Below are 19,445 nucleotides of genomic sequence, written 5' to 3' on the forward strand. Positions count from 1 at the left end.
AGCCGGTTGTCCGGCAGGTGTTGCAGCTGGGCCCGTCCTGCTTCCGTCCTACTTCACGAACGCCGGCGACACCGCCGCCGTACTGATCCGCCGAGCCCTTCCCGTGCCGTCCGCCGGTACCGAGTACAGGTCCGCTCCGTAGTCGCCGGGCAGGGCGTAGACGATCGTTCCGTCGTCCCGCCACACCGTCTGGTCGTCCACGCTCCGCGGCTCGGCGAGCGGGGTTTCGCGCATCGTGCGGAGGTTGAGGACGTACAGGTGCCACGGCGCGTCCTTCGGGAGGCCCTTCACGCGTTTCTTGTAGGCGATGCGGGTGCCGTCGGGGGAGAGGGACGGGCACTCGACGTTCGTGTGGATCGTGGTGACCGTGTGGGTTCTCAGGTCGCCTTTGACCAGGTACGTCATCCCCTTTGTCGCCAGCGTTGCATAGAACGTGCGGTCGTCCGCCGCGAACGTCACGCCCCAGAAGTTGACGTCGGCCGCGTGGTAGGTGTGGCCGTTCTTGAGGATGCGGAACGACTCCAGGGACGGGGTCAGCCGGCCCGTCCTCGTGTCTACGATCGCCGCTCGGGTGGAGAAGTTCGTGCCCGCGTACGAGTCGCCGCCGACGAATGCCGTCCAGGCCGCGTAGTGGCCCGTGGGGGAGACGCGGGCCCGGGAGGGGATGCCGGGGACGTCGTAGTGGGCCTTCTCCTTGAGGTGGGCGTCGAGGATCAGGGCGCGGTAGGTGTCCGTGACCGTGCCGTGGACCGCCTGGAGGCAGACTCCCGTGCCTGAACTGGCGTAGAAGCGGAGGCACTTGAGGCCGGAGGCGGTGCGTGGGGCGGAGGGGGTGGCGGCCGGGACCGTGGTGAGTTCGTCTCGGTGGGGGCCCCAGGCCATGTTGCGGAACACCATGGTGCCGGGGGACGTGAGCGTGACTCGGCCCGCCGTGACCTGGGGTCCGCCGGGCTGGGCCTGGTCCCGCCGGCCGGCGCGCGCCGACGCGTGGAGTACCGAGGCGACTGCGATCCCGGCCAGCAGGACGATCGCCGTGGTGAGCACGAGGATGCGATTGCGCAGGGTCATCGGGCAGGCTCCAGAACTGATGATCGGCCGGGGCGGAGTGTCAGCGCGAACACCGCGCACACCGCCAGTGCCGCCGCCGACGCCATGAGCGCCGTACGGTCGCCCCACAGCGTCCACGCCGCGCCGAAGCCCAGCGAGCACACGAACCGTGCCGCCGCCTGGCCCGTCTGCACCAGGGCCAGGCCCGACGAGCGCAGTTCCTCCGGCACGCTGTCCGAGGCCGCCGCCATCAGGACGCCGTCGGTCGCCGCGTAGAAACCGCCGTGCAGGAGGAGGACGGCGTAGGGGAGGGCCGTGCCGTGCCAGGAGGTCAGCAGCAGGGCGTACGCCGTGAGGAGGGCCCCGTGGCCGGCCAGGAACACCCGCCAGCGGCCGACGCGGTCCGCGAGGCGGCCCAGTGGGACGGCGAGGAGCAGGAACGCCGCCGCCGTGCCCAGCGGGAGCAGCGCGAACCAGCGGTCGGGGACGCCGAGTCGGCGTTGCAGGAGCAGGTACACGAAGGAGTCGCTGACCGTCGCCAGGCCCAGGAGCAGTGCGCAGACGGTGATGCGGCGCAGGTCGCGGTGGGCGAGGAGGGCGAAGGCGGCGCGGAGGGTGGGGCGCGGGGGCCGGTCTACGGCGGTCCGCTCCCGGGGGCCGGTACCCGAGCTCGTTCCGCCTGCCCCGGTTCCGCCCGACTCCCTTCCGCCCGACCCCTTCCCGCCCGGCACGAACAGCACCAGCACCAGGACTCCGACGACCGCCACGCAGAAACTCACCGTGAACACCGCGTCGTACCCGTCGACCGTCGCCCGCAGGATCAGGAACGCCGCCAGCGGGCCGAGCAGCGCGCCCGCCGTGTCCATCGCGCGGTGTACGCCGAAGGCACGACCGCGGTTCTCCGGGGTGGAGGAGAGGGAGATCAGCGCGTCGCGCGGTGCCGTGCGCAGGCCCTTGCCCGTGCGGTCGGCGGCCAGGATCAGGCCGATGGGGGTGAGGGTGTGGGCCAGGAGGAGGAGCGGCTTGCAGGCCGCGGAGACGGCGTAGCCGATGCCCGCGACCCACTTGTGCCGGCCGCCGCCCCGGTCGGCGAGGTGGCCGCCGGCCAGCCGGCCGAGTGCCGAGAAGCCGTTGTAGATGCCGTCCAGGAGACCGAAGCCCAGCGGGGAGAGGCCGAGGCCCGTCACCAGGTACAGCGGCAGCACCGCAGTCACCATCTCGGACGACACGTCGGTGATCAGGCTGACCGCGCCGAGGGCCAGGACGGTGGGGGCGACGCCGGCGGACACCCGCGCCGCAGTACCCGTAGTACCCGCACCCCTGCTGCTCGGGGCGGCAGTAGTACCCGTAGTACCCCCGGCGCTCGGGTCGGCGTTGGCGCGGCTGTCCGCCACGTACATCTCAGGACGCCCAGATGCCGGTGATGTCCCCGGCCGAGGCCGCGTTGCCCGCGTGGGTGCTCAGGCCCTGGGAGTCCTCCAGGGTCCGCAGCAGGTTGTAGTGGTTGTACGTGGTCGAGGACGTGGCGCCCGCGGTCACCGGCTGACCGTAGAACACCGTCGGGATGCGGTTGCCGCTGAGCAGGTTGTCCTCGTCGAAGGTGACGACGAGCAGGCTGTTGTGGGTCTTGGCCCAAGTGGCGTATGCGCCGAGGTTGTTCTTCAGCCAGGTGTCGCCCGTTGCCACCGAGCAGTCGTGCATGTCGCTGCACAGGTTGGGCGTCACGAAGGAGATGTCGGGGAGCGTCGTGTAGTCCGTGGGGAACTGCGCGAAGGTCTTCGCCGTCGACGTCGCGACGTTGGAGAAACCGAACCACGGGTTGTGCTTACGCGCGTAGTTGCCGCTGCTGCACGTCGTCGAACCCTGGCTGGGCAGCGTCTCGTTGTAGCTGGCCCAGGTGCCGCCCGCCGCCGTCACCTCGGAGGCGAGGTTCGCGGCCGAGGAGAAGCCCGCGGTGTAGCAGCTGTCGCTGGTGATGCCCTGGGTGGAGCCGGAGAACAGGGCGAAGTAGTTCGGCTGGCTCGGGTGGGTGATCCCGTACGACTGGGTGAGGGCGGCGCCGCCGGACGCGAGCGAGTTGATGTAGGGGGCACTGGAGGAGCCGATGACCTGGCTGTACGCGTGGTTCTCCATCACTACGACGACGACGTGGTCCGGGGTCGGCACCGCGGTCGCGGCGTGTGCGGTGGAGGCGGTGCCGAAGCCGGTCCAGACCCCGACGGCGGCTGCCGAGAAGGCGAGAGCGGACGCCACGACGGCGCGGCTGCGGCGGTACACGGAACCGACGGAACCGCTCGAACTACCGGAATTGCCTGAACTGCCGGACACTTCTACCTCCGGGTGGGGGGAGGACGGGGGTGACGGTGCGGTCAGAGCATGCACACGCCAAAATGCCCGCATCCCACCGCTCCCAACCCGGTGGATGAAGAAGTGGTGAACTACTGCTGTGGCCCGGCCAGTTGAGCCAGCACCTGATGCAACGGCTCAGTCGCCCGCTTCCGGTACTCCTGGATCGCCCAGCCGTTGCCGTCGGGATCCTTGAAGTACATGAAGGTGGCCCCGTCCTGCGGCGCGAACTGCACCGGCTCGCTGACCTCGAGACCGCGCGCGGTCAGCTCGTCGTAGGCCGCCTTCGCGTCCTGCACGCACAGCTGCATGCCGTGGTACGTCCCCGGCTGCGGCGTCCCGGTGGGTACCTGGAGGCCGTCGACCAGCGCGATGGAACACCCGGACCCCGGCGGCGTGAGCTGCACGATCCGTACGCCCTCCATCACCTCGCCGTCGAGATCCACGTGGAAGCCGACCTTGTCCTGGTAGAAGGCCTTGGCCCGGTCCACGTCCGAGACCGGCAGCAGGATCACTTCGAGGGTCATGTCCATGGCTTGACTCCTTTGTCAGGCACGTCTTCAGGCCCCTTTGTCGGGCGCGTCACTCGAACCGCCACCGCGTCTGGCTGAACGGCTCCCCCTTACCGAAGCCGAAAACCGTGCGCGGCGCCACAGCGAAGACGAAGGCGTGTCCGCCGCCGTGCCGGAAGGCCCCGTCCCGCACCTCGAAGTGCCAGAAACTGCCGTACTTCGCCTCCCACGCGGCGGCCAGCTCCCGCAGCCGGTCCTCGTCCTCGACCCGCACTGCCGCGCCCTCGACGACCAGGTCGTACCCCTTGTCCCAGGTGCTCGTGCCGGTCGTCAGCACGACGTGCGGGTTGTCGGCGAGGTTGCGCGCCTTGCGTTCCTCGGGCCCGGTGCAGAAGTGCAGCGCCCCGTCCGCCCACACCGCCGGCAACGGCGTCACATGCGGCCGCCCGTCCGGCCGCACCGTCGAGATCCAGAACTGCCCGGCCTGCGCGAGCCGCGCCTCGGCCGTGGCCCAGTCGGTCGCGGTGGCCGCCGGGTCGCTGTAGCGGGGGTCGAGACGGGTACGTGGTTGGTTGTCGGTCATCGGCTTCTCCCTGAGTCGTCGGTCGTCCCCTACTGGAGACCCCGTACCCCGCCGGAACTCATCGCCGCACGCCCCGGCGCCCCCGCCCGCACCTGCGGTTAGGCTCGGGAGGTCACGACCTTGATCCGAGCTGAGGGAGGCCGAGGATGACGGCGCCGGGACGCAGAAGCAGTACCTTCACGCGACTGCTGCGGCACGGCTTCACCGATCCCTCGGCCGCCGAGCGGCTCCTGGAGAGCACGGAGCTGGCGCCGATAAGGAACGACCCGGTCCTGCTGGAGGCCCTCGGCGCCACCGCCGACCCCGACCTCGCCCTTCAGGGTCTCGTACGGCTCCTGGAGGCGCAGCCCGAACCCACCGACCGGCGCGAGCTGACGGACACGCTGATCGCGGCGAAACCCCTACGGGACCGGCTGCTCGGTGTGCTCGGCGCCTCCGCCGCGCTCGGCGACCATCTCGCCCGGCACCCGCGCGACTGGCACGCCCTCGTCATGTACGAGCCCCGCGACCTCCACCCCGGGGTGGAGGAGTTCGAACGCGGGCTGGCAGAAGCCACCGACCCGGTCGCCCTCCGCGTCGCCTACCGCCGCTGCCTGCTGTCCATCGCCGCCCGCGACGTGTGCGGCACCACCGACCTCGCGCAGACCGCCGCCGAACTCGCCGACCTGGCCACCGCCACCCTGCGTGCCGCCCTCGCCATCGCGCGCGCCGCCGCGCCCGACGAGGCCGCGCTGTGCCGGCTCGCGGTGATCGCGATGGGCAAGTGTGGCGGCCACGAGCTGAACTACGTCTCCGATGTCGACGTCATCTTCGTCGGCGAGGCGGTCGACGGAGCCGACGAGGGCAAGGCGCTGCGCGCCGCCACCAAGCTCGCCGCGCACATGATGCGCGTCTGCTCCGAGACCACCGTCGAGGGCTCCATCTGGCCCGTCGACGCCAATCTCCGCCCCGAGGGCCGCAACGGCCCCCTGGTCCGCACCCTCGCCAGCCACCTCGCCTACTACCAGCGCTGGGCCAAGACCTGGGAGTTCCAGGCCCTGTTGAAGGCCCGCCCGGTGGCCGGCGACCTCGCGCTCGGCGCGGAGTACGTCACCGCCCTCGAACCCCTCGTGTGGAAGGCCGCCGAGCGCGAGAACTTCGTCACCGACGTGCAGAAGATGCGCCGCCGGGTCGTCGAGAACATCCCCGCCGCCGAGATCGACCGCGAACTCAAGCTCGCCCCCGGCGGCCTCCGTGACGTCGAATTCGCCGTTCAGCTCCTCCAGTTGGTGCACGGCCGCGCCGACCTCTCGCTGCGCAGCGGCACCACGCTCGTCGCGCTCCAGGCCCTCGCCGCAGGCGGCTACGTCGGCCGCGAGGACGCCGCCCGCCTCGACGACGCCTACCGCTTCCTGCGCACCATGGAACACCGCATCCAGCTCTACCGGTTGCGCCGCACCCACCTGGTCCCCGTAGAGGAGGCCGACCAGCGCCGCCTCGGCCGCTCGATGGGCCTGCGCACCGACCCGGTCGCCGAGCTGAACCGCGAGTGGAAGCGGCACGCGACGGTCGTACGGCGCCTGCACGAGAAGCTCTTCTACCGTCCGCTGCTCGATGCGGTCGCCCAACTCGCCCCCGGCGAGACCAGGTTGAGCGCCCAGGCGGCCCGCGAACGGCTGGTGGCCCTCGGTTACGTCGACCCGGCGGCGGCCCTGCGCCACATCGAGGCCCTCGCCTCCGGTGTCACCCGCAAGGCCGCCATCCAACGCACCCTGCTGCCCGTCCTGTTGGGCTGGTTCGCGGACTCCGCCGACCCGGACGCGGGCCTCCTCAACTTCCGCAAGGTGTCCGACGCGCTTGGCAAGACCCCTTGGTATCTACGCCTGTTGAGGGACGAGGGCGCCGCCGCCGAGAACCTGGCCCGCGTCCTGTCGGCCGGCCGCCTCGCCCCCGACCTCCTCATGCGCGCCCCCGAAGCGGTCGCCCTCCTCGGCGACGGCGACGGCGGCAGCGGCCTCGAACCCCGCGAACGCGCCCACCTGGACCAGGAGATACTGGCCGCGGTCGGCCGCGCCGACGACGCCGTCCAGGCCGTCACCTTCGCCCGCGGAGTCCGCCGCCGCGAACTCTTCCGTACGGCCGCCTTCGACATCGTCGGCTCCTACGGCACCGAGACGCAGCCCGTCGAGGCCGACCAGGGCGCGCTCGTCGACCGGGTCGGCGGCGCCGTCTCCGACCTCACCGCGGCGACCCTCGCCGGCACGCTGCGCGCGGTCGTCCGCGAGGGCTGGGGCGACACCCTCCCCACCCGCTTCGCCGTCATCGGCATGGGCCGCTTCGGCGGCCACGAACTGGGCTACGGCTCCGACGCGGACGTCCTGTTCGTGCACGAACCCCGCGAGGGAGTGCCCGAGCGTGAGGCCTCCGACGCCGCCAACAAGGTCGTCTCCGAGATGCGCCGGCTGCTCCAGGTCGCCAGCTCGGACCCGCCCCTGCTGATCGACGCGGACCTGCGTCCCGAGGGCAAGTCGGGGCCGCTCGTACGGTCGTTGAACTCCTACGAGGCGTACTACCGCCGGTGGTCCCTGGTTTGGGAGTCGCAGGCGCTGCTGCGGGCCGAACCCGTTGCCGGGGACGAGGAGTTGGGGCGTCGGTTCATCGAGCTGATCGATCCGCTGCGGTATCCGGCCGAGGGGCTCGGCGACGATGCCGTGCGGGAGATCCGGCGGTTGAAGGCGCGGATGGAGTCCGAGCGGTTGCCTCGTGGTGCGGATCCCACGCTGCACACCAAGCTCGGGCGTGGGGGGCTCTCCGACGTCGAATGGACCGTGCAGCTGATGCAGTTGCGGCACGGGTGGGTCGAGCCGGGGCTGCGGACCACGCGGACGCGCGGTGCCCTTGCCGCCGCGTGCGCCGCCGAGCTGATCTCTGCCGAGGACGCGGAGACCCTGGACGAGGCGTGGGTGTTGGCCACGCGTGTTCGTAACGCGGTGATGCTGGTGAGGGGGCGGGCGGGGGACACGTTTCCTTCTGATCCGCGTGAACTGGCCGCTGTGGGGCGGTACTTGGGGTATGGGCCGGGGCATGTGGGGGACATGCTGGATGACTATCGGCGGACTACGCGCAGGGCTCGGGGTGTGGTGGACTTGTTGTTCTACGGGGCTTGAGCGGGTTGTTTTTCGGCTCACCGCCGGTGGGGGCTGGTCGCGCAGTTCCCCGCGCCCCTGAGGGGCGCCTCCACTGGGGGCGTGATTATTTGTTGCCGTCTTGAGAGGGCGACGCCCACCAGTACCACCGCCATCCCCGCCACCACCCGCAACCCCACCCTCTCGTCCAGCAGCACCGCACCCAACGACACCGACACAACCGGCAGCAGATTTCCCACCGTTGCCGCGCTCGTCGCGCCCTCGTCGGCGATCAGGCGGTAGTTGAGGTAGAAGGTCGCGCCGGTGGCCAGGACGCCGAGGGCGGTTACCGCCAGCAGGGCCGTGAGGTCGGCGTGCACGGGGCCGGCGGCGGGCAGGCTGAGCGTGGTCCAAGCGGTCGCCGCCATCAACTGGGCGGCCGAGACCGCCAACGGGGCCTGGCCGGTGGTGAGTTTGCGGGCCATGTAGGCGAAGGCCACGGCGTAGCTCGCGGCGGCGGCCAGCAGGGCGAGCGCGCCCCAACTGGCCAGGCCCGAGCGCTGCCACGGGGCGAAGATCAGGACCGTACCCGCGAAGCCGAGCAGAAGGCCGGTGAGGCAGGCCCGGCCGAGGCCGCGGTCGGTGCCCAGCGCGATGCCGATCAGCAGGGACCACAAGGGAGTTGTGGCGTTCAGGACACCCGCGATCCCGGAGTCGACGGTCTGCTCGCCCACGCTGAACAGGGCGAACGGAATGGCGTTGCAGAAGAGGGCGGCCACCGCGAGCCGGCCCCACGTCCTGCGGTCACGGGGGAGGCGCTGGCCTTTGGAACGGGCCAGGGCCAGCAGGACCAGTGTGCCCAGGGCGCAGCGGGTGATGGTGATCTGGGCGGGGGAGAGGCCGTGGTCCAGGGCGAGTTTGATCCACAGGAAGCCCGAACCCCACAGGAGGGCGAGCGCGGCCATGCGGAGTGTCGAGGCGGGCTGCATGGCTCCACGGTCGGACAGCCCGACCTTTCAGCACAAGCGAAGGATTCTATAGTCACTGTTAACCTTTCCTACATGCTTGATGTGCGACGCATGCAGGTGCTGCGGGCCGTGGTGGACAGCGGGTCGGTGACCGCGGCGGCGGCCCGGCTCGGCTACACGCCGTCCGCCGTCAGCCAGCAGGTCGGGGCGCTGGAGAAGGAGGCCGGGACCGCGCTGCTCGAGCGGGTGGGGCGCGGGGTGCGGCCCACGGCGGCCGGGCTGCTGCTCACCGGGTACGCGGACGCGATCGGGCGGCAGGTCGCCGAGGCGGAGACGGCGTTGGCGGACCTGGTGGCCGGGCGCACCGGACAGCTCACGGTCCGCTACTTCGCCACCGCCGGTGCCGCTCTGGTCGCCCCCGCCGTGGCCCGGCTCCGCGCCGAACACCCGGGAGTGCGGCTGGAGTTGAAGCTGACAGACCCCGAGGATCCGCTGCCGGAGGTGAAGGAGGGGCGGGCGGATGTCGCGCTGGTCGTGGGGGAGTCCCGCGCTCCCGACGGCGTACGGCTGGTGAAGCTGCTCGACGATCCGTATCTCGCCGTGCTGCCCAAGGGGCACCGGCTGGCCGCGCGGCGGAGTGTGGAGCTGCGGGAGCTGGCCGAGGAGGCGTGGGTCGGGAGCGAGTGGCCGGGGCCGTGCCTCGACGCCCAGCTCGGAGCGTGCGCGGCGGCGGGATTCCGACCCGGGTTCGCGGTCCAGAGCGAGGACTACGCGACGGCTCAGGGCTTCGTCGCGGCGGGCCTCGGGGTGACCCTGATTCCCCGGCTGGGGCTGGGCAGCCGCCATCCGGACGTGGTCGTACGGGTCGTACGGGATCCGGAGCCGGTGCGGACCATCCACGCGGCCGTCCGCGAGACGGCACCGCCACAGCCGGCCCTGCGGGCGTTTCTGCGGGCGCTGCGGGACGCGGCGACTGCAACGACTGCAACTGCCGACTAGGCCTTCGTCGGCAGCAGGAGCCCGTCCGCTCCCCGTACCGCCACCGTACGAGGCAAGGCGTACGGGAACGCGCCGTACCAGACGCGGGAGACGGCGAAGCCGAAGGCCAGGCAGAGCATGCCGCCGACCGCGTCGAGCCAGAAGTGGTTGGCGGTGGAGACGATGACCATGAGGGTGGCCGCCGGGTAGAGCAGGCCGAGGATGCGGACCCAGGGGAGTTTCGCCAGGGTGAAGATCGTCAGGCCGCACCACAGGGACCAGCCGATGTGCATGGACGGCATCGCGGCGTACTGGTTCGACATGTGCTTCAGGTCGCCGGAGGCCATCGACCCCCAGGTCTGGTGGACCATGACGGTGTCGACGAAGTGGCCGCCGTTCATCAGGCGGGGCGGGGCCAGCGGGAAGAAGTAGTAGCCGACGAGGGCCACGGCGGTGGTCGCGAAGAGGACCAGGCGGGTTGCCGCGTACCGGCCCGGATGACTCCGGTACAGCCACACCAGGACACCCAGCGTCACCACGAAGTGCAGTGTCGCGTAGTAGTAGTTCATGCCGACGATCAGCCAAGTCACCGAGTTCACCGCGTGGTTGACCGACTGCTCGACGGCGATGCCGAGGTCGTTCTCCACCCGCCAGATCCAGTCGGCGTTGCGCAGTGCCTGGCCCCGCTGCTCCGGAACCGCGTTGCGGATCTGTGAGTACGTCCAGTAACTCACCGCGATCAGCAGGATCTCGAACCACAGCCGGGGCCGGCGCGGAGTCCGCAACCGGCGCAGGAAACCCTGCCCCGCGGCGTCCGCGACGGGGCTCGGAACGGCTTCTTCACGGCCTTCCAATGTCGTCACGGTGGTCTCACCCATAGACACAAAGTCTGCCAGAAAAGGCTTCCGCGACCGATCATCCCTTGGTCGGGTCCGGCTCGCATGTTCTACGACGAGAAGAGTCCCCGTACTACTACCAGCGCACTGGAAACGGCCGCGGTTCCTCCCCCTTAGGGACGATTCCGTTCCCCGGGCGCCGAAGCCGTGGAACCGCGCACCACCAGCTCCGGCATGAACACGAACTCACTGTGCGGCGCGGGCGTCCCGCCGATCTCCTCCAGCAACGTCCGCACCGCGGCCTGTCCCATCGCGGGCACCGGCTTGCGGATCGTGGTCAGCGGCGGGTCGGTGAACGCGATCAGCGGGGAGTCGTCGAAGCCGACCACCGACACGTCCGTGGGCACCTGAAGACCCCGCTGCCGGGCCGCCCGTATCGCGCCGAGCGCCATCATGTCGCTCGCGCACACGATCGCCGTGCAGTCGCGCTCGATCAGCGCGGCGGCGGCGGCCTGGCCGCCCTCCAGCGTGTACAGCGAGTGCTGGACCAGCCGGGTCTCCACGTCCTCGGCGGTCAGGGCCAGTTGGTCCTGCATCGCGCGGACGAAGCCCTCGATCTTGCGTTGTACGGGTACGAAGCGCTTGGGGCCGAGCGCGAGGCCGATGCGGGTGTGGCCGAGGGAGACGAGGTGGGTGACGGCGAGGGTCATCGCCGCGCGGTCGTCCGGCGAGATGAACGGCGCCTGCACCTTGGGCGAGAAGCCGTCCACGAGGACGAACGGCACGCCCTGCGCCCGGAGTTGCTCGTAGCGCTGCATGTCCGCGGAGGTGTCCGCGTGCAGTCCGGAGACGAAGATGATGCCGGCCACCCCGCGGTCGACGAGCATCTCGGTCAGCTCGTCCTCCGTGGACCCGCCCGGGGTCTGGGTGGCGAGGACGGGGGTGTAGCCCTGCCGGGTCAGCGCCTGCCCTATGACCTGCGCCAGAGCGGGGAATATCGGGTTCTCCAGCTCCGGCGTTATGAGACCGACCAGGCCCTCGCTGCGCTGTCGCAGCCGTACCGGACGTTCGTAGCCGAGGACGTCGAGGGCGGCGAGGACGGACTGGCGGGTGGTGGCGGCGACGCCCGGCTTGCCGTTGAGGACACGGCTTACGGTCGCCTCGCTCACCCCCGCCTGGGCGGCGATGTCGGCAAGCCGTGTGGTCACGGGTGTGGACTGTACCGGCCGTCGGCGCGCTGCGGGTTGCTGCGTCATCGCGATCCCTCGTGTTCTGGTGGGCTTCAGGTCGGTATACGACGTGCGGCAAGAGCTTGCAGAGTCTTGCACAAGTGTCGCATCGCCCGCTGAGCCGCATCAATACTCGGTTTCACCCGGATCGAGGAGAGGTCACGGGCGGGTAACTCTCAAGCCGTCTTGCAGTTTTTTGCAGCAAGGACTTTCGCAACGCTTGCATCGCTGTTACGTTCGGCGACGCCCGGCGGCGGCGAAGGAGCGGTCGGCGAGTCACAGGGGCGGCGGACGGGCCCGCGCCCTGCGGCACACGGGCTTTCACCCTCAAGGAGAACTCATGCGGCGTGGCATAGCGGCCACCGCGCTGGTGGCGTCCCTCGCCCTCGCGGCGACGGCCTGCGGCGGCAGTGACAGTGACAGCGGCAAGTCGGACGGGCCGGTCACCATCACCTGGTGGGACACCTCCAACGCCACCAATGAGGCACCCACGTACAAGGCCCTGGTCGCCAAGTTCGAGGCCGCCAACAAGAACATCAAGGTCAAGTACGTCAACGTGCCCTTCGACCAGGCGCAGAACAAGTTCGACACCGCCGCCGGCTCCAAGGGCGCCCCGGACGTGCTGCGTTCGGAGGTCGGCTGGACCCCCGCCTTCGCGAAGAAGGGCTACTTCCTGCCGCTCGACGGCACCGAAGCCCTCGCCGACCAGGCCAAGTTCAAGCCGAACCTGATCACGCAGGCCCAGTACGACGGCAAGACGTACGGCGTGCCGCTGGTCACCGACACCCTCGCCCTCGTCTACAACAAGGCGATCTTCGCGAAGGCCGGCATCACCCAACCGCCCACCACCTGGGACGAGTTGAAGGCCGACGCCTCCAAGATCGACGCCAAGGAGAAGGTGTACGGCTACTGGGGCTCCACCCAGGCCTACTACGCGCAGACCTTCCTCTACGGCGAGGGCACCGACACCGTCGACGCCGCCGCCAAGAAGATCACCGTGGACTCCGCCGCCGCGCAGAAGGCCTACGGCACCTGGCTCAGCCTCTTCACCGGCCAGGGCCTGCACGACGCCGACACCACCGCCGACGCCTACGCCCACATCCAGGACGCGTTCGTCAACGGCCAGGTCGCCTCGATCATCCAGGGCCCCTGGGAGATCACGAACTTCTACAAGGGCTCGGCCTTCAAGGACAAGTCCAACCTCGGCATCGCCCAGATCCCGGCCGGCTCCACCGGCAAGTCCGGCGCCCCGACCGGCGGTCACAACCTCTCGGTCTACGCCGGCTCGGACTCCGCGCACCAGAAGGCGTCCCTGAAGTTCGTCAACTTCATGACCTCGGCCGCCTCACAGACGCAGATCGCGCTGAAGAACTCGACGCTGCCGACCCGCGACGACGCCTACACCGCCGCCGTCAAGGCCGACCCGGGCATCGCCGGCTTCCAGGGCGTCCTGGGCGCCGCCCAGCCGCGCCCGGCGCTCGCCGAGTACAGCTCGCTGTGGGGTCCGCTGGACACCGAGCTGCCCAAGATCGCCGGCGGCAAGGAGTCCCTCACCAAGGGCCTGAGCAACGCCGAACTCGCGATCCAGAAGCTGGTCCCGGACTTCAGCAAGTAGCCCGCGCGGCCGCCGGATCCCCAAGCAGCAGCCCGGGGGAGGGATCCGGCGGTCCTCGGCCTGCGCACCGGCCCAACTCCTGACCTTCCAGAAGGTGTCGAACGAACCATGACAGTCGCCATCGACCGCGCGACCGGCAAGCGCCACGGTGACCGCGCGCCCCGACCCGGACCCCGCGGGCGTCTCAAGTCCGCCTACCAGAAGCACTGGTACGCGTACGCGATGATCATCCCCGTGGTCGTCGTGCTCGGCGTCCTCGTGCTCTACCCCCTGGTGTACGGCCTCTACCTGACGCTCACCGACGCCAACAGCCTCAACACCGCGCGCACGATCGGCGTCAACCACATCGACGCCACCTACAAGTTCATCGGGCTCGACAACTACAAGGACATCCTGTTCGGCCCGACCTCCTACGACCGCTTCTGGTCGCACTTCATCTGGACGATCGTCTGGACCGCGGTCTGCGTCACCCTGCACTACACGATCGGCCTCGCGCTCGCCCTGCTGCTCAACCAGAAGCTGCGTGGACGCACGATGTACCGGCTGATCCTGATCCTGCCGTGGGCCGTCCCCACCTTCGTCACCGTGTTCGGCTGGCGCTTCATGCTCGCCGACGGCGGCATCATCAACACCGCGCTGCACACCCTGCACCTGCCCCAACCCGACTGGCTGGAAAGCACGTTCTGGCAGCGGACCGCCGCGATCATGGTCAACACCTGGTGCGGTGTGCCGTTCATGATGGTCTCGATGCTCGGCGGCCTCCAGTCCATCGACGCCTCGCTCTACGAGGCCGCCGAGATGGACGGCGCCGGCCCCTGGCAGCGTTTCCGCTACGTCACCCTCCCGGGCCTGAGGTCGGTCAGCTCCACCGTCGTACTCCTCGGCGTCATCTGGACGTTCAACCAGTTCGCCGTCATCTTCCTGCTGTTCGGCAACACGGCCCCCGACGCCTCGATCCTCGTCACCTGGTCGTACTACCTCGGCTTCGGCCAACAGCCGCGTGACTTCGCCCAGTCGGCCGCCTACGGCATCCTGCTGCTGGCCATCCTGATCGTCTTCACCTCCTTCTACCGCCGCTGGCTGAACCGCAACGACCAGCAGCTCGCGATCTGAGGCAGGAGTCCCCATGAGCACCACGACCGACACCTCGTCCCAACGGACGCGCCGCAGGGGCGAGTTGGGCCGCGCCGGCTCGCTCACCTCGCACGGCATCCTGATCGTCGCGAGCCTGATCGCCCTCTTCCCGATCGCCTGGCTGGTCTTCCTCTCGCTGGGCCCGGACTCGGACGACTACCTCCACCCGGCCGGCATCTGGAAGAAGATGACGCTCGGCAACTACTCGTTCGTGCTCCAGCACACCGAGTTCTTCGACTGGTTGAAGAGTTCGCTGATCGTCTCGCTCGGCACCACGGTCATCGGTGTGACCATCGCGGCCAGCACCGGCTACGCCGTCTCGCGCATGCGCTTCCCGGGCTACCGGAAGTTCATGTGGGTGCTGCTGGTCACCCAGATGTTCCCGATAGCGGTACTTATTGTGCCGATGTACCAGATTCTGGCGGATCTCCAGCTCATCGACAGCTACCTTGGTCTCATCCTCGTCTACTGCTCGACGGCGGTGCCGTATTGCGCCTGGCTGCTCAAGGGTTACTTCGACACGATCCCGTTCGAGATCGACGAGGCCGGACGCGTCGACGGGCTGAACCCCTTCGGCACGTTCGCGCGACTGATCCTGCCGCTCGCCAAGCCGGGTCTGGCGGTCGCCGCGTTCTACAGCTTCCTGACGGCTTTCGGCGAGGTCGCCTTCGCCTCGACGTTCATGCTGTCCGACACGAAGTACACGTTCGCGGTGGGGTTGCAGACGTTCGTGAGCGAGCACGACGCGCAACGCAACCTGATGGCTGCGACGGCTGTGCTGATCGCGATACCGGTGGCCGCGTTCTTCTATCTCGTGCAGAAGAACTTGGTCACAGGCCTGACGGCAGGCGGCACCAAGGGGTAGCGAAGCGCCCCGTCAGGGGCGCGGGGAACTGCGCGCCCAGCCCCCACTCAGCCGCACCCAAAACTCGAGGCGGCCGTAACGTCCATCCGACCCCGCTGACATTACGGCCGCCTCGTCATCAACTCCCCACGACCAAAACCCCGTTACGTACCAAGGACGCCATGACCCAGCAGCACTCGGCCATCGCCCCGGCACCGAAGAACCCCGCCAAAGCCAAGCGAGGCGACTGGTGGAGAGACGCGGTGATCTACCAGGTCTATCCGCGCAGCTTCGCCGACAGCAACGGTGACGGCATGGGCGACCTGGAGGGCGTACGCTCCCGACTCCCGTATCTGCGTGACCTCGGTGTCGACGCCGTCTGGCTCAGCCCGTTCTACGCCTCCCCGCAGGCGGACGCGGGCTACGACGTCGCCGACTACCGGGCCGTGGACCCGATGTTCGGCAGTCTGCTCGACGCCGACGCGCTGATCCGGGACGCCCATGGTCTCGGTCTGCGTGTCATCGTCGACCTCGTTCCCAACCACTCCTCGGACCAGCACGATTGGTTCAAGCGGGCGTTGCGGGAGGGGCCCGGCTCGCCGCTGCGGGAGCGCTATCACTTCCGCCCGGGCAAGGGCGAGCACGGCGAACTCCCGCCCAACGACTGGGAGTCCGTCTTCGGCGGGCCGGCCTGGACCCGAGTCCCGGACGGGGAGTGGTACTTGCACCTCTTCGCGCCCGAGCAGCCCGACTTCAACTGGGAACACCCGGCGGTGGGCGACGAGTTCAGGTCCGTGCTCCGGTTCTGGTTCGACATCGGCATCGACGGCTTCCGTATCGACGTCGCCCATGGGCTGGTGAAGGCGGAGGGGCTGCCCGACCTCGGCTCGCACGACCAGGCCAAGCTGCTGGGCAACGATGTCATGCCGTTCTTCGACCAGGACGGCGTGCACGACATCTACCGCCAGTGGCGCCTGGTCCTCGACGAATACGCGGGCGAGCGGATCTTCGTCGCCGAGGCGTGGACCCCGACCGTCGAGCGCACGGCCAACTACGTCCGCCCGGACGAACTCCACCAGGCCTTCAACTTCCAGTACCTGACAACGTATTGGGACGCGAAGGAACTCCGCACGGTCGTCGACCGGACGCTGGAGGCCATGCGCCCGGTCGGCGCCCCCGCCACCTGGGTCCTCTCCAACCACGATGTCACCCGGCACACCACCCGCTTCGCCAACCCGCCCGGCCTCGGCACCCAGATCCGCCTCGCGGGCGACCGTGAGCTGGGCCTGCGCCGGGCCCGCGCGGCGACGCTGCTGATGCTGGCGCTGCCCGGCTCGGCGTACATCTACCAGGGCGAGGAACTCGGCCTGCCGGACGTCGTCGACCTGTCGGACGAAGTGCGCCAGGATCCCGCCTACTTCAGGGGCGCGGGCCAGGACGGCTTCCGCGACGGATGCCGGGTGCCGATCCCGTGGACGCGCGCCGGATCGTCGTACGGCTTCGGGGACGGCGGGAGTTGGCTGCCGCAGCCGGAGGGCTGGGGCGAGTTGAGCATCGAGGCGCAGACGGGGACGGCCGGCTCCACGCTGGAGCTGTACCGGGCCGCGCTCGCCGCCCGCCGCGCTCAGCCCGATCTGGGCGCGGGCGACTCGGTGGAGTGGCTGCGGGCGCCCGAGGGCGTACTCGCCTTCCGGCGGGGGGAGTTCGTGTGTGTCGCGAACACGAGCGGGGAGTCGGTGACGACGTCGGCGTACGGCCGTCTCCTGCTCGCCAGCGGTGAGGTGACCGAGGCGGACGGTGAGGCGAAGCTGCCCGCCGACACGACGGTCTGGTGGACCACCACCCCGTAACCACCGCTCCGCCGCAGGAAGTTCTTGCAGCAACTTCACACGGCCCGCTGCCCTTTTGGGTGGCGGGCCTTTAACATCTGGCCACCGCAAGGTTTCCACGGGATTTCAGCAAGAACATTCAAGAGCCTTCAACGGAGAAGGAACCCCCACATGGCCAGCAGCAGATCACTTTCAGGCGCCCTCACCGTCGCCCTCGCCGCCGCCACGGCGGTCCTGGTGCCCGGCACCGCACACGCCTCCCCGCCCGGCACCAAGGACGTCACCGCCGTCCTCTTCGAGTGGAACTTCGCCTCGGTCGCCAAGGAGTGCACCAACACCCTCGGCCCGGCCGGCTACGGCTATGTGCAGGTCTCCCCGCCCGCCGAGCACATACAGGGCTCGCAGTGGTGGACGTCGTACCAGCCGGTGAGCTACCGGATCGCCGGGCGGCTCGGCGACGCGACCGCCTTCCAGAACATGATCAACACCTGCCACGCGGCGGGCGTTAAGGTCGTCGTCGACACCGTCGTCAACCACATGTCGGCGGGCAGCGGCACCGGCACCGGCGGCTCGTCGTACACGAAGTACAACTACCCGGGCCTGTACTCCTCGTACGACATGGACGACTGCACCTCGCTGGTCAGCGACTACACCAACCGTGCCAACGTGCAGAACTGCGAACTGGTCGGCCTCGCCGACCTGGACACCGGCGAGGAGTACGTCCGCGCCACCATCGCCGGCTACATGAACAGCCTCCTCGGCTACGGCGCCGACGGCTTCCGCATCGACGCGGCCAAGCACATCCCGGCGACCGACCTCGCGAACATCAAGTCGCGCCTGACGAACCCCTCCGTGTACTGGAAACAGGAGGTCATCTACGGCGCCGGCGAGGCCGTCCAGCCCACCGAGTACACCGGCAACGGGGACGTCCAGGAGTTCCGCTACGCCTACGACCTCAAGCGCGTCTTCAACAACGAGAACCTCGCCTACCTGAAGAACTACGGCGAGGGCTGGGGCTACCTGAGCAGCTCGGTCGCGGGAGTCTTCGTGGACAACCACGACACGGAACGCAACGGCTCCACCCTCAACTACAAGGACGGCGCCAACTACACGCTGGCCAACGTCTTCATGCTCGCCTACCCCTACGGCGCCCCGGACATCAACTCCGGCTACGAGTGGTCGGACGCGGACGCCGGACCGCCCAACAACGGTGCGGTGACGGCCTGTTGGCAGGACGGCTGGAAGTGCCAGCACGCCTGGCCCGAGATCAAGTCCATGGTCGCCTTCCGCAACGCCACCAGCGGCCAGTCCCTCACCAACTGGTGGGACGACGGCAACGACGCGATCGGCTTCGGCCGCGGCAGCAAGGGCTACGTGGCCATCAACCACGAGTCGTACTCCCTGACCCAGACGTACCAGACGTCACTGGCCGCGGGCACGTACTGCAACGTCCAGAACAGCACGACGGTGACCGTCAACTCCAGCGGGCAGTTCACCGCCACCCTGGGCTCCAACACGGCGCTGGCGATCTACGCGGGCAAGACGTCCTGCTGATCCATCCGCTGTGTGCCGATGACGGCGAGCAGGCGCAACGCCTCCTCCGAGGGTGAGCCGGGGGTGGCGGTGTAGATCACGACCTGCTGGTCGCGGTCGGTGATGTCGAGGGCGTCGCAGTTGACGGTGACCGGGCCCACCACCGGGTGCTGGAACGTCTTGGTCAGGGTGGGCTCGGCGGACACGTCGTGCGACTCCCACAGGCGACGGAACTCCTCGCTTCCGGCGAGGAGTTCGGCCACCAGACCGGTCACCGCCGGCGAGTCGGGGTAGCGGGCGGCGACGGCACGCAGCCGCTGCGCCGAGAGCCGGGCGAAGGCGTCGACGTCCGACACCCCGTACAGCCTGCTGCGGTCCGGGCGCGGGGTGAGGAAGGCGCGGCGCACCAGATTGCGGTCGCGCGGGGGCAGCGCGGAGAAGTCCTCCATGAGGGCGGCGGCGAGATCGTTCCAGGCCAGTACCTCGAAGGTCGCGGACGTCACGAAGGCCGCGGCCTGCGGCAGCCGGCGCAGCAGGTCGAGGAGGCTCTGCCGCACCTCGCGCGAGGGCCCGGGCGGCGGTCCGGGCGGAGCCCCGGCGAGGTGATGGAGATGCCCGCGCTCGGCGTCCGAGAGCCGCAGCGCCCGCGCGAGACCGCCCAGCACCTCCCGCGACGGACGCGGCCCGCGGGCCTGTTCGAGCCGTGTGTAGTACTCGGTCGAGATGAACGCCAGCTGCGCCACCTCCTCGCGCCGCAGCCCGGGTGTACGGCGACGCGGGCCGCGCGGCAGCCCCACTTCGGCGGGGGAGATCCGCTCGCGCCTGCTGCGCAGGAACGCTGCGAGTTCTTGCTTGTCCACGCCACCAGTGTGCGCCGGGCGCCGGAC

General features: G+C 69.7%; 16 protein-coding genes. 7 read left to right on the plus strand and 9 right to left on the minus strand.

The genetic code is table 11. From position 1 onward, the window contains the following. Positions 1-48 precede the first annotated feature (48 nt). From ACQHII_RS34140 to ACQHII_RS34160, 5 genes are all read right to left on the minus strand, one after another. Positions 49-1,068, minus strand: coding sequence for a TolB family protein (locus tag ACQHII_RS34140; protein WP_427922889.1), 1,020 nt, complete (start codon positions 1,066-1,068; stop codon positions 49-51). Continuing rightward, positions 1,065-2,447, minus strand: a complete 1,383-nt coding sequence (locus ACQHII_RS34145; protein ID WP_427922890.1) for an MFS transporter — start codon at positions 2,445-2,447, stop codon at positions 1,065-1,067. The genes ACQHII_RS34140 and ACQHII_RS34145 overlap by 4 nt, the downstream gene beginning before the upstream one ends. A gap of 1 nt (position 2,448) precedes the next feature. Beyond that, a complete protein-coding gene (locus ACQHII_RS34150) occupies positions 2,449-3,324 on the minus strand; it encodes an alkaline phosphatase family protein (RefSeq protein WP_427922891.1) in 876 nt (291 codons plus the stop codon). A gap of 161 nt (positions 3,325-3,485) precedes the next feature. Then, positions 3,486-3,926, minus strand: coding sequence for a VOC family protein (locus tag ACQHII_RS34155; RefSeq protein WP_262063037.1), 441 nt, complete (start codon positions 3,924-3,926; stop codon positions 3,486-3,488). 49 nt (positions 3,927-3,975) lie between these two features. Then, complete coding sequence (locus ACQHII_RS34160; RefSeq protein ID WP_427922892.1) at positions 3,976-4,488, minus strand: pyridoxamine 5'-phosphate oxidase family protein; 513 nt, start codon at positions 4,486-4,488, stop codon at positions 3,976-3,978. Positions 4,489-4,634: 146 nt separating this feature from the next. Between ACQHII_RS34160 and ACQHII_RS34165 the strand changes: the two genes are divergently transcribed. Next, on the plus strand, positions 4,635-7,634 hold the full coding sequence (locus ACQHII_RS34165) for a bifunctional [glutamine synthetase] adenylyltransferase/[glutamine synthetase]-adenylyl-L-tyrosine phosphorylase (protein ID WP_427922893.1): 3,000 nt from the start codon (positions 4,635-4,637) through the stop codon (positions 7,632-7,634). A 17-nt stretch (positions 7,635-7,651) separates the two neighbouring features. On the opposite strand, the gene ACQHII_RS34170 is transcribed toward ACQHII_RS34165, so the two are convergent. Then, positions 7,652-8,581: a DMT family transporter gene (locus ACQHII_RS34170; protein WP_427922894.1), complete on the minus strand. Its 930-nt coding sequence runs from the start codon at positions 8,579-8,581 to the stop codon at positions 7,652-7,654. Between the two features lie 72 nt (positions 8,582-8,653). Between ACQHII_RS34170 and ACQHII_RS34175 the strand changes: the two genes are divergently transcribed. After that, positions 8,654-9,559 carry a LysR family transcriptional regulator gene (locus tag ACQHII_RS34175; protein WP_427922895.1) on the plus strand — a complete coding sequence of 302 codons (906 nt, stop codon included), beginning with the start codon at positions 8,654-8,656 and terminating at the stop codon, positions 9,557-9,559. Here ACQHII_RS34175 and ACQHII_RS34180 read toward each other — a convergent pair. After that, entirely contained in the window at positions 9,556-10,416 is an 861-nt protein-coding gene (locus tag ACQHII_RS34180) for a phosphatase PAP2 family protein (RefSeq protein WP_427922896.1), read from the minus strand. The genes ACQHII_RS34175 and ACQHII_RS34180 overlap by 4 nt on opposite strands. A 131-nt stretch (positions 10,417-10,547) precedes the next feature. Next, on the minus strand, positions 10,548-11,582 hold the full coding sequence (locus ACQHII_RS34185; protein WP_427922897.1) for a LacI family DNA-binding transcriptional regulator: 1,035 nt from the start codon (positions 11,580-11,582) through the stop codon (positions 10,548-10,550). Positions 11,583-11,943: 361 nt separating this feature from the next. Between ACQHII_RS34185 and ACQHII_RS34190 the strand changes: the two genes are divergently transcribed. The 5 genes from ACQHII_RS34190 to ACQHII_RS34210 all read left to right on the plus strand — a co-directional run bounded on the left by ACQHII_RS34190 (position 11,944) and on the right by ACQHII_RS34210 (position 18,579). After that, positions 11,944-13,218, plus strand: coding sequence for an extracellular solute-binding protein (locus ACQHII_RS34190; protein WP_427922898.1), 1,275 nt, complete (start codon positions 11,944-11,946; stop codon positions 13,216-13,218). 108 nt (positions 13,219-13,326) lie between these two features. Continuing rightward, on the plus strand, positions 13,327-14,331 hold the full coding sequence (locus tag ACQHII_RS34195; protein ID WP_427922899.1) for a carbohydrate ABC transporter permease: 1,005 nt from the start codon (positions 13,327-13,329) through the stop codon (positions 14,329-14,331). Between the two features lie 13 nt (positions 14,332-14,344). Beyond that, positions 14,345-15,217, plus strand: a complete 873-nt coding sequence (locus tag ACQHII_RS34200) for a sugar ABC transporter permease (RefSeq protein ID WP_427922900.1) — start codon at positions 14,345-14,347, stop codon at positions 15,215-15,217. A gap of 161 nt (positions 15,218-15,378) precedes the next feature. Further along, positions 15,379-17,046, plus strand: a complete 1,668-nt coding sequence (locus tag ACQHII_RS34205) for a glycoside hydrolase family 13 protein (protein ID WP_427922901.1) — start codon at positions 15,379-15,381, stop codon at positions 17,044-17,046. A gap of 150 nt (positions 17,047-17,196) precedes the next feature. Continuing rightward, entirely contained in the window at positions 17,197-18,579 is a 1,383-nt protein-coding gene (locus ACQHII_RS34210) for an alpha-amylase (protein ID WP_427922902.1), read from the plus strand. On the opposite strand, the gene ACQHII_RS34215 is transcribed toward ACQHII_RS34210, so the two are convergent. Then, complete coding sequence (locus tag ACQHII_RS34215; RefSeq protein WP_427922903.1) at positions 18,555-19,418, minus strand: helix-turn-helix transcriptional regulator; 864 nt, start codon at positions 19,416-19,418, stop codon at positions 18,555-18,557. The two genes, ACQHII_RS34210 and ACQHII_RS34215, sit on opposite strands and share 25 nt — an antisense overlap. Positions 19,419-19,445 lie beyond the last annotated feature (27 nt).

This window comes from Streptomyces sp. cg40 (genome assembly GCF_050320165.1).
Taxonomy (GTDB): Bacteria; Actinomycetota; Actinomycetes; order Streptomycetales; family Streptomycetaceae; genus Streptomyces; species Streptomyces hokutonensis.

Excerpts from the sequence above, each read along its gene's own strand:
- ACQHII_RS34205 (WP_427922901.1), top strand. The coding sequence starts at position 15,379 with ATGACCCAGCAGCACTCGGCCATCGCCCCGGCACCGAAGAACCCCGCC.
- ACQHII_RS34210 (WP_427922902.1), top strand. The coding sequence starts at position 17,197 with ATGGCCAGCAGCAGATCACTTTCAGGCGCCCTCACCGTCGCCCTCGCC.
- ACQHII_RS34200 (WP_427922900.1), top strand. The coding sequence starts at position 14,345 with ATGAGCACCACGACCGACACCTCGTCCCAACGGACGCGCCGCAGGGGC.
- ACQHII_RS34180 (WP_427922896.1), bottom strand. The coding sequence starts at position 10,416 with ATGGGTGAGACCACCGTGACGACATTGGAAGGCCGTGAAGAAGCCGTT.
- ACQHII_RS34170 (WP_427922894.1), bottom strand. The coding sequence starts at position 8,581 with ATGCAGCCCGCCTCGACACTCCGCATGGCCGCGCTCGCCCTCCTGTGG.
- ACQHII_RS34195 (WP_427922899.1), top strand. The coding sequence starts at position 13,327 with ATGACAGTCGCCATCGACCGCGCGACCGGCAAGCGCCACGGTGACCGC.
- ACQHII_RS34175 (WP_427922895.1), top strand. The coding sequence starts at position 8,654 with ATGCTTGATGTGCGACGCATGCAGGTGCTGCGGGCCGTGGTGGACAGC.
- ACQHII_RS34145 (WP_427922890.1), bottom strand. The coding sequence starts at position 2,447 with ATGTACGTGGCGGACAGCCGCGCCAACGCCGACCCGAGCGCCGGGGGT.
- ACQHII_RS34190 (WP_427922898.1), top strand. The coding sequence starts at position 11,944 with ATGCGGCGTGGCATAGCGGCCACCGCGCTGGTGGCGTCCCTCGCCCTC.
- ACQHII_RS34160 (WP_427922892.1), bottom strand. The coding sequence starts at position 4,488 with ATGACCGACAACCAACCACGTACCCGTCTCGACCCCCGCTACAGCGAC.
- ACQHII_RS34140 (WP_427922889.1), bottom strand. The coding sequence starts at position 1,068 with ATGACCCTGCGCAATCGCATCCTCGTGCTCACCACGGCGATCGTCCTG.
- ACQHII_RS34155 (WP_262063037.1), bottom strand. The coding sequence starts at position 3,926 with ATGGACATGACCCTCGAAGTGATCCTGCTGCCGGTCTCGGACGTGGAC.
- ACQHII_RS34165 (WP_427922893.1), top strand. The coding sequence starts at position 4,635 with ATGACGGCGCCGGGACGCAGAAGCAGTACCTTCACGCGACTGCTGCGG.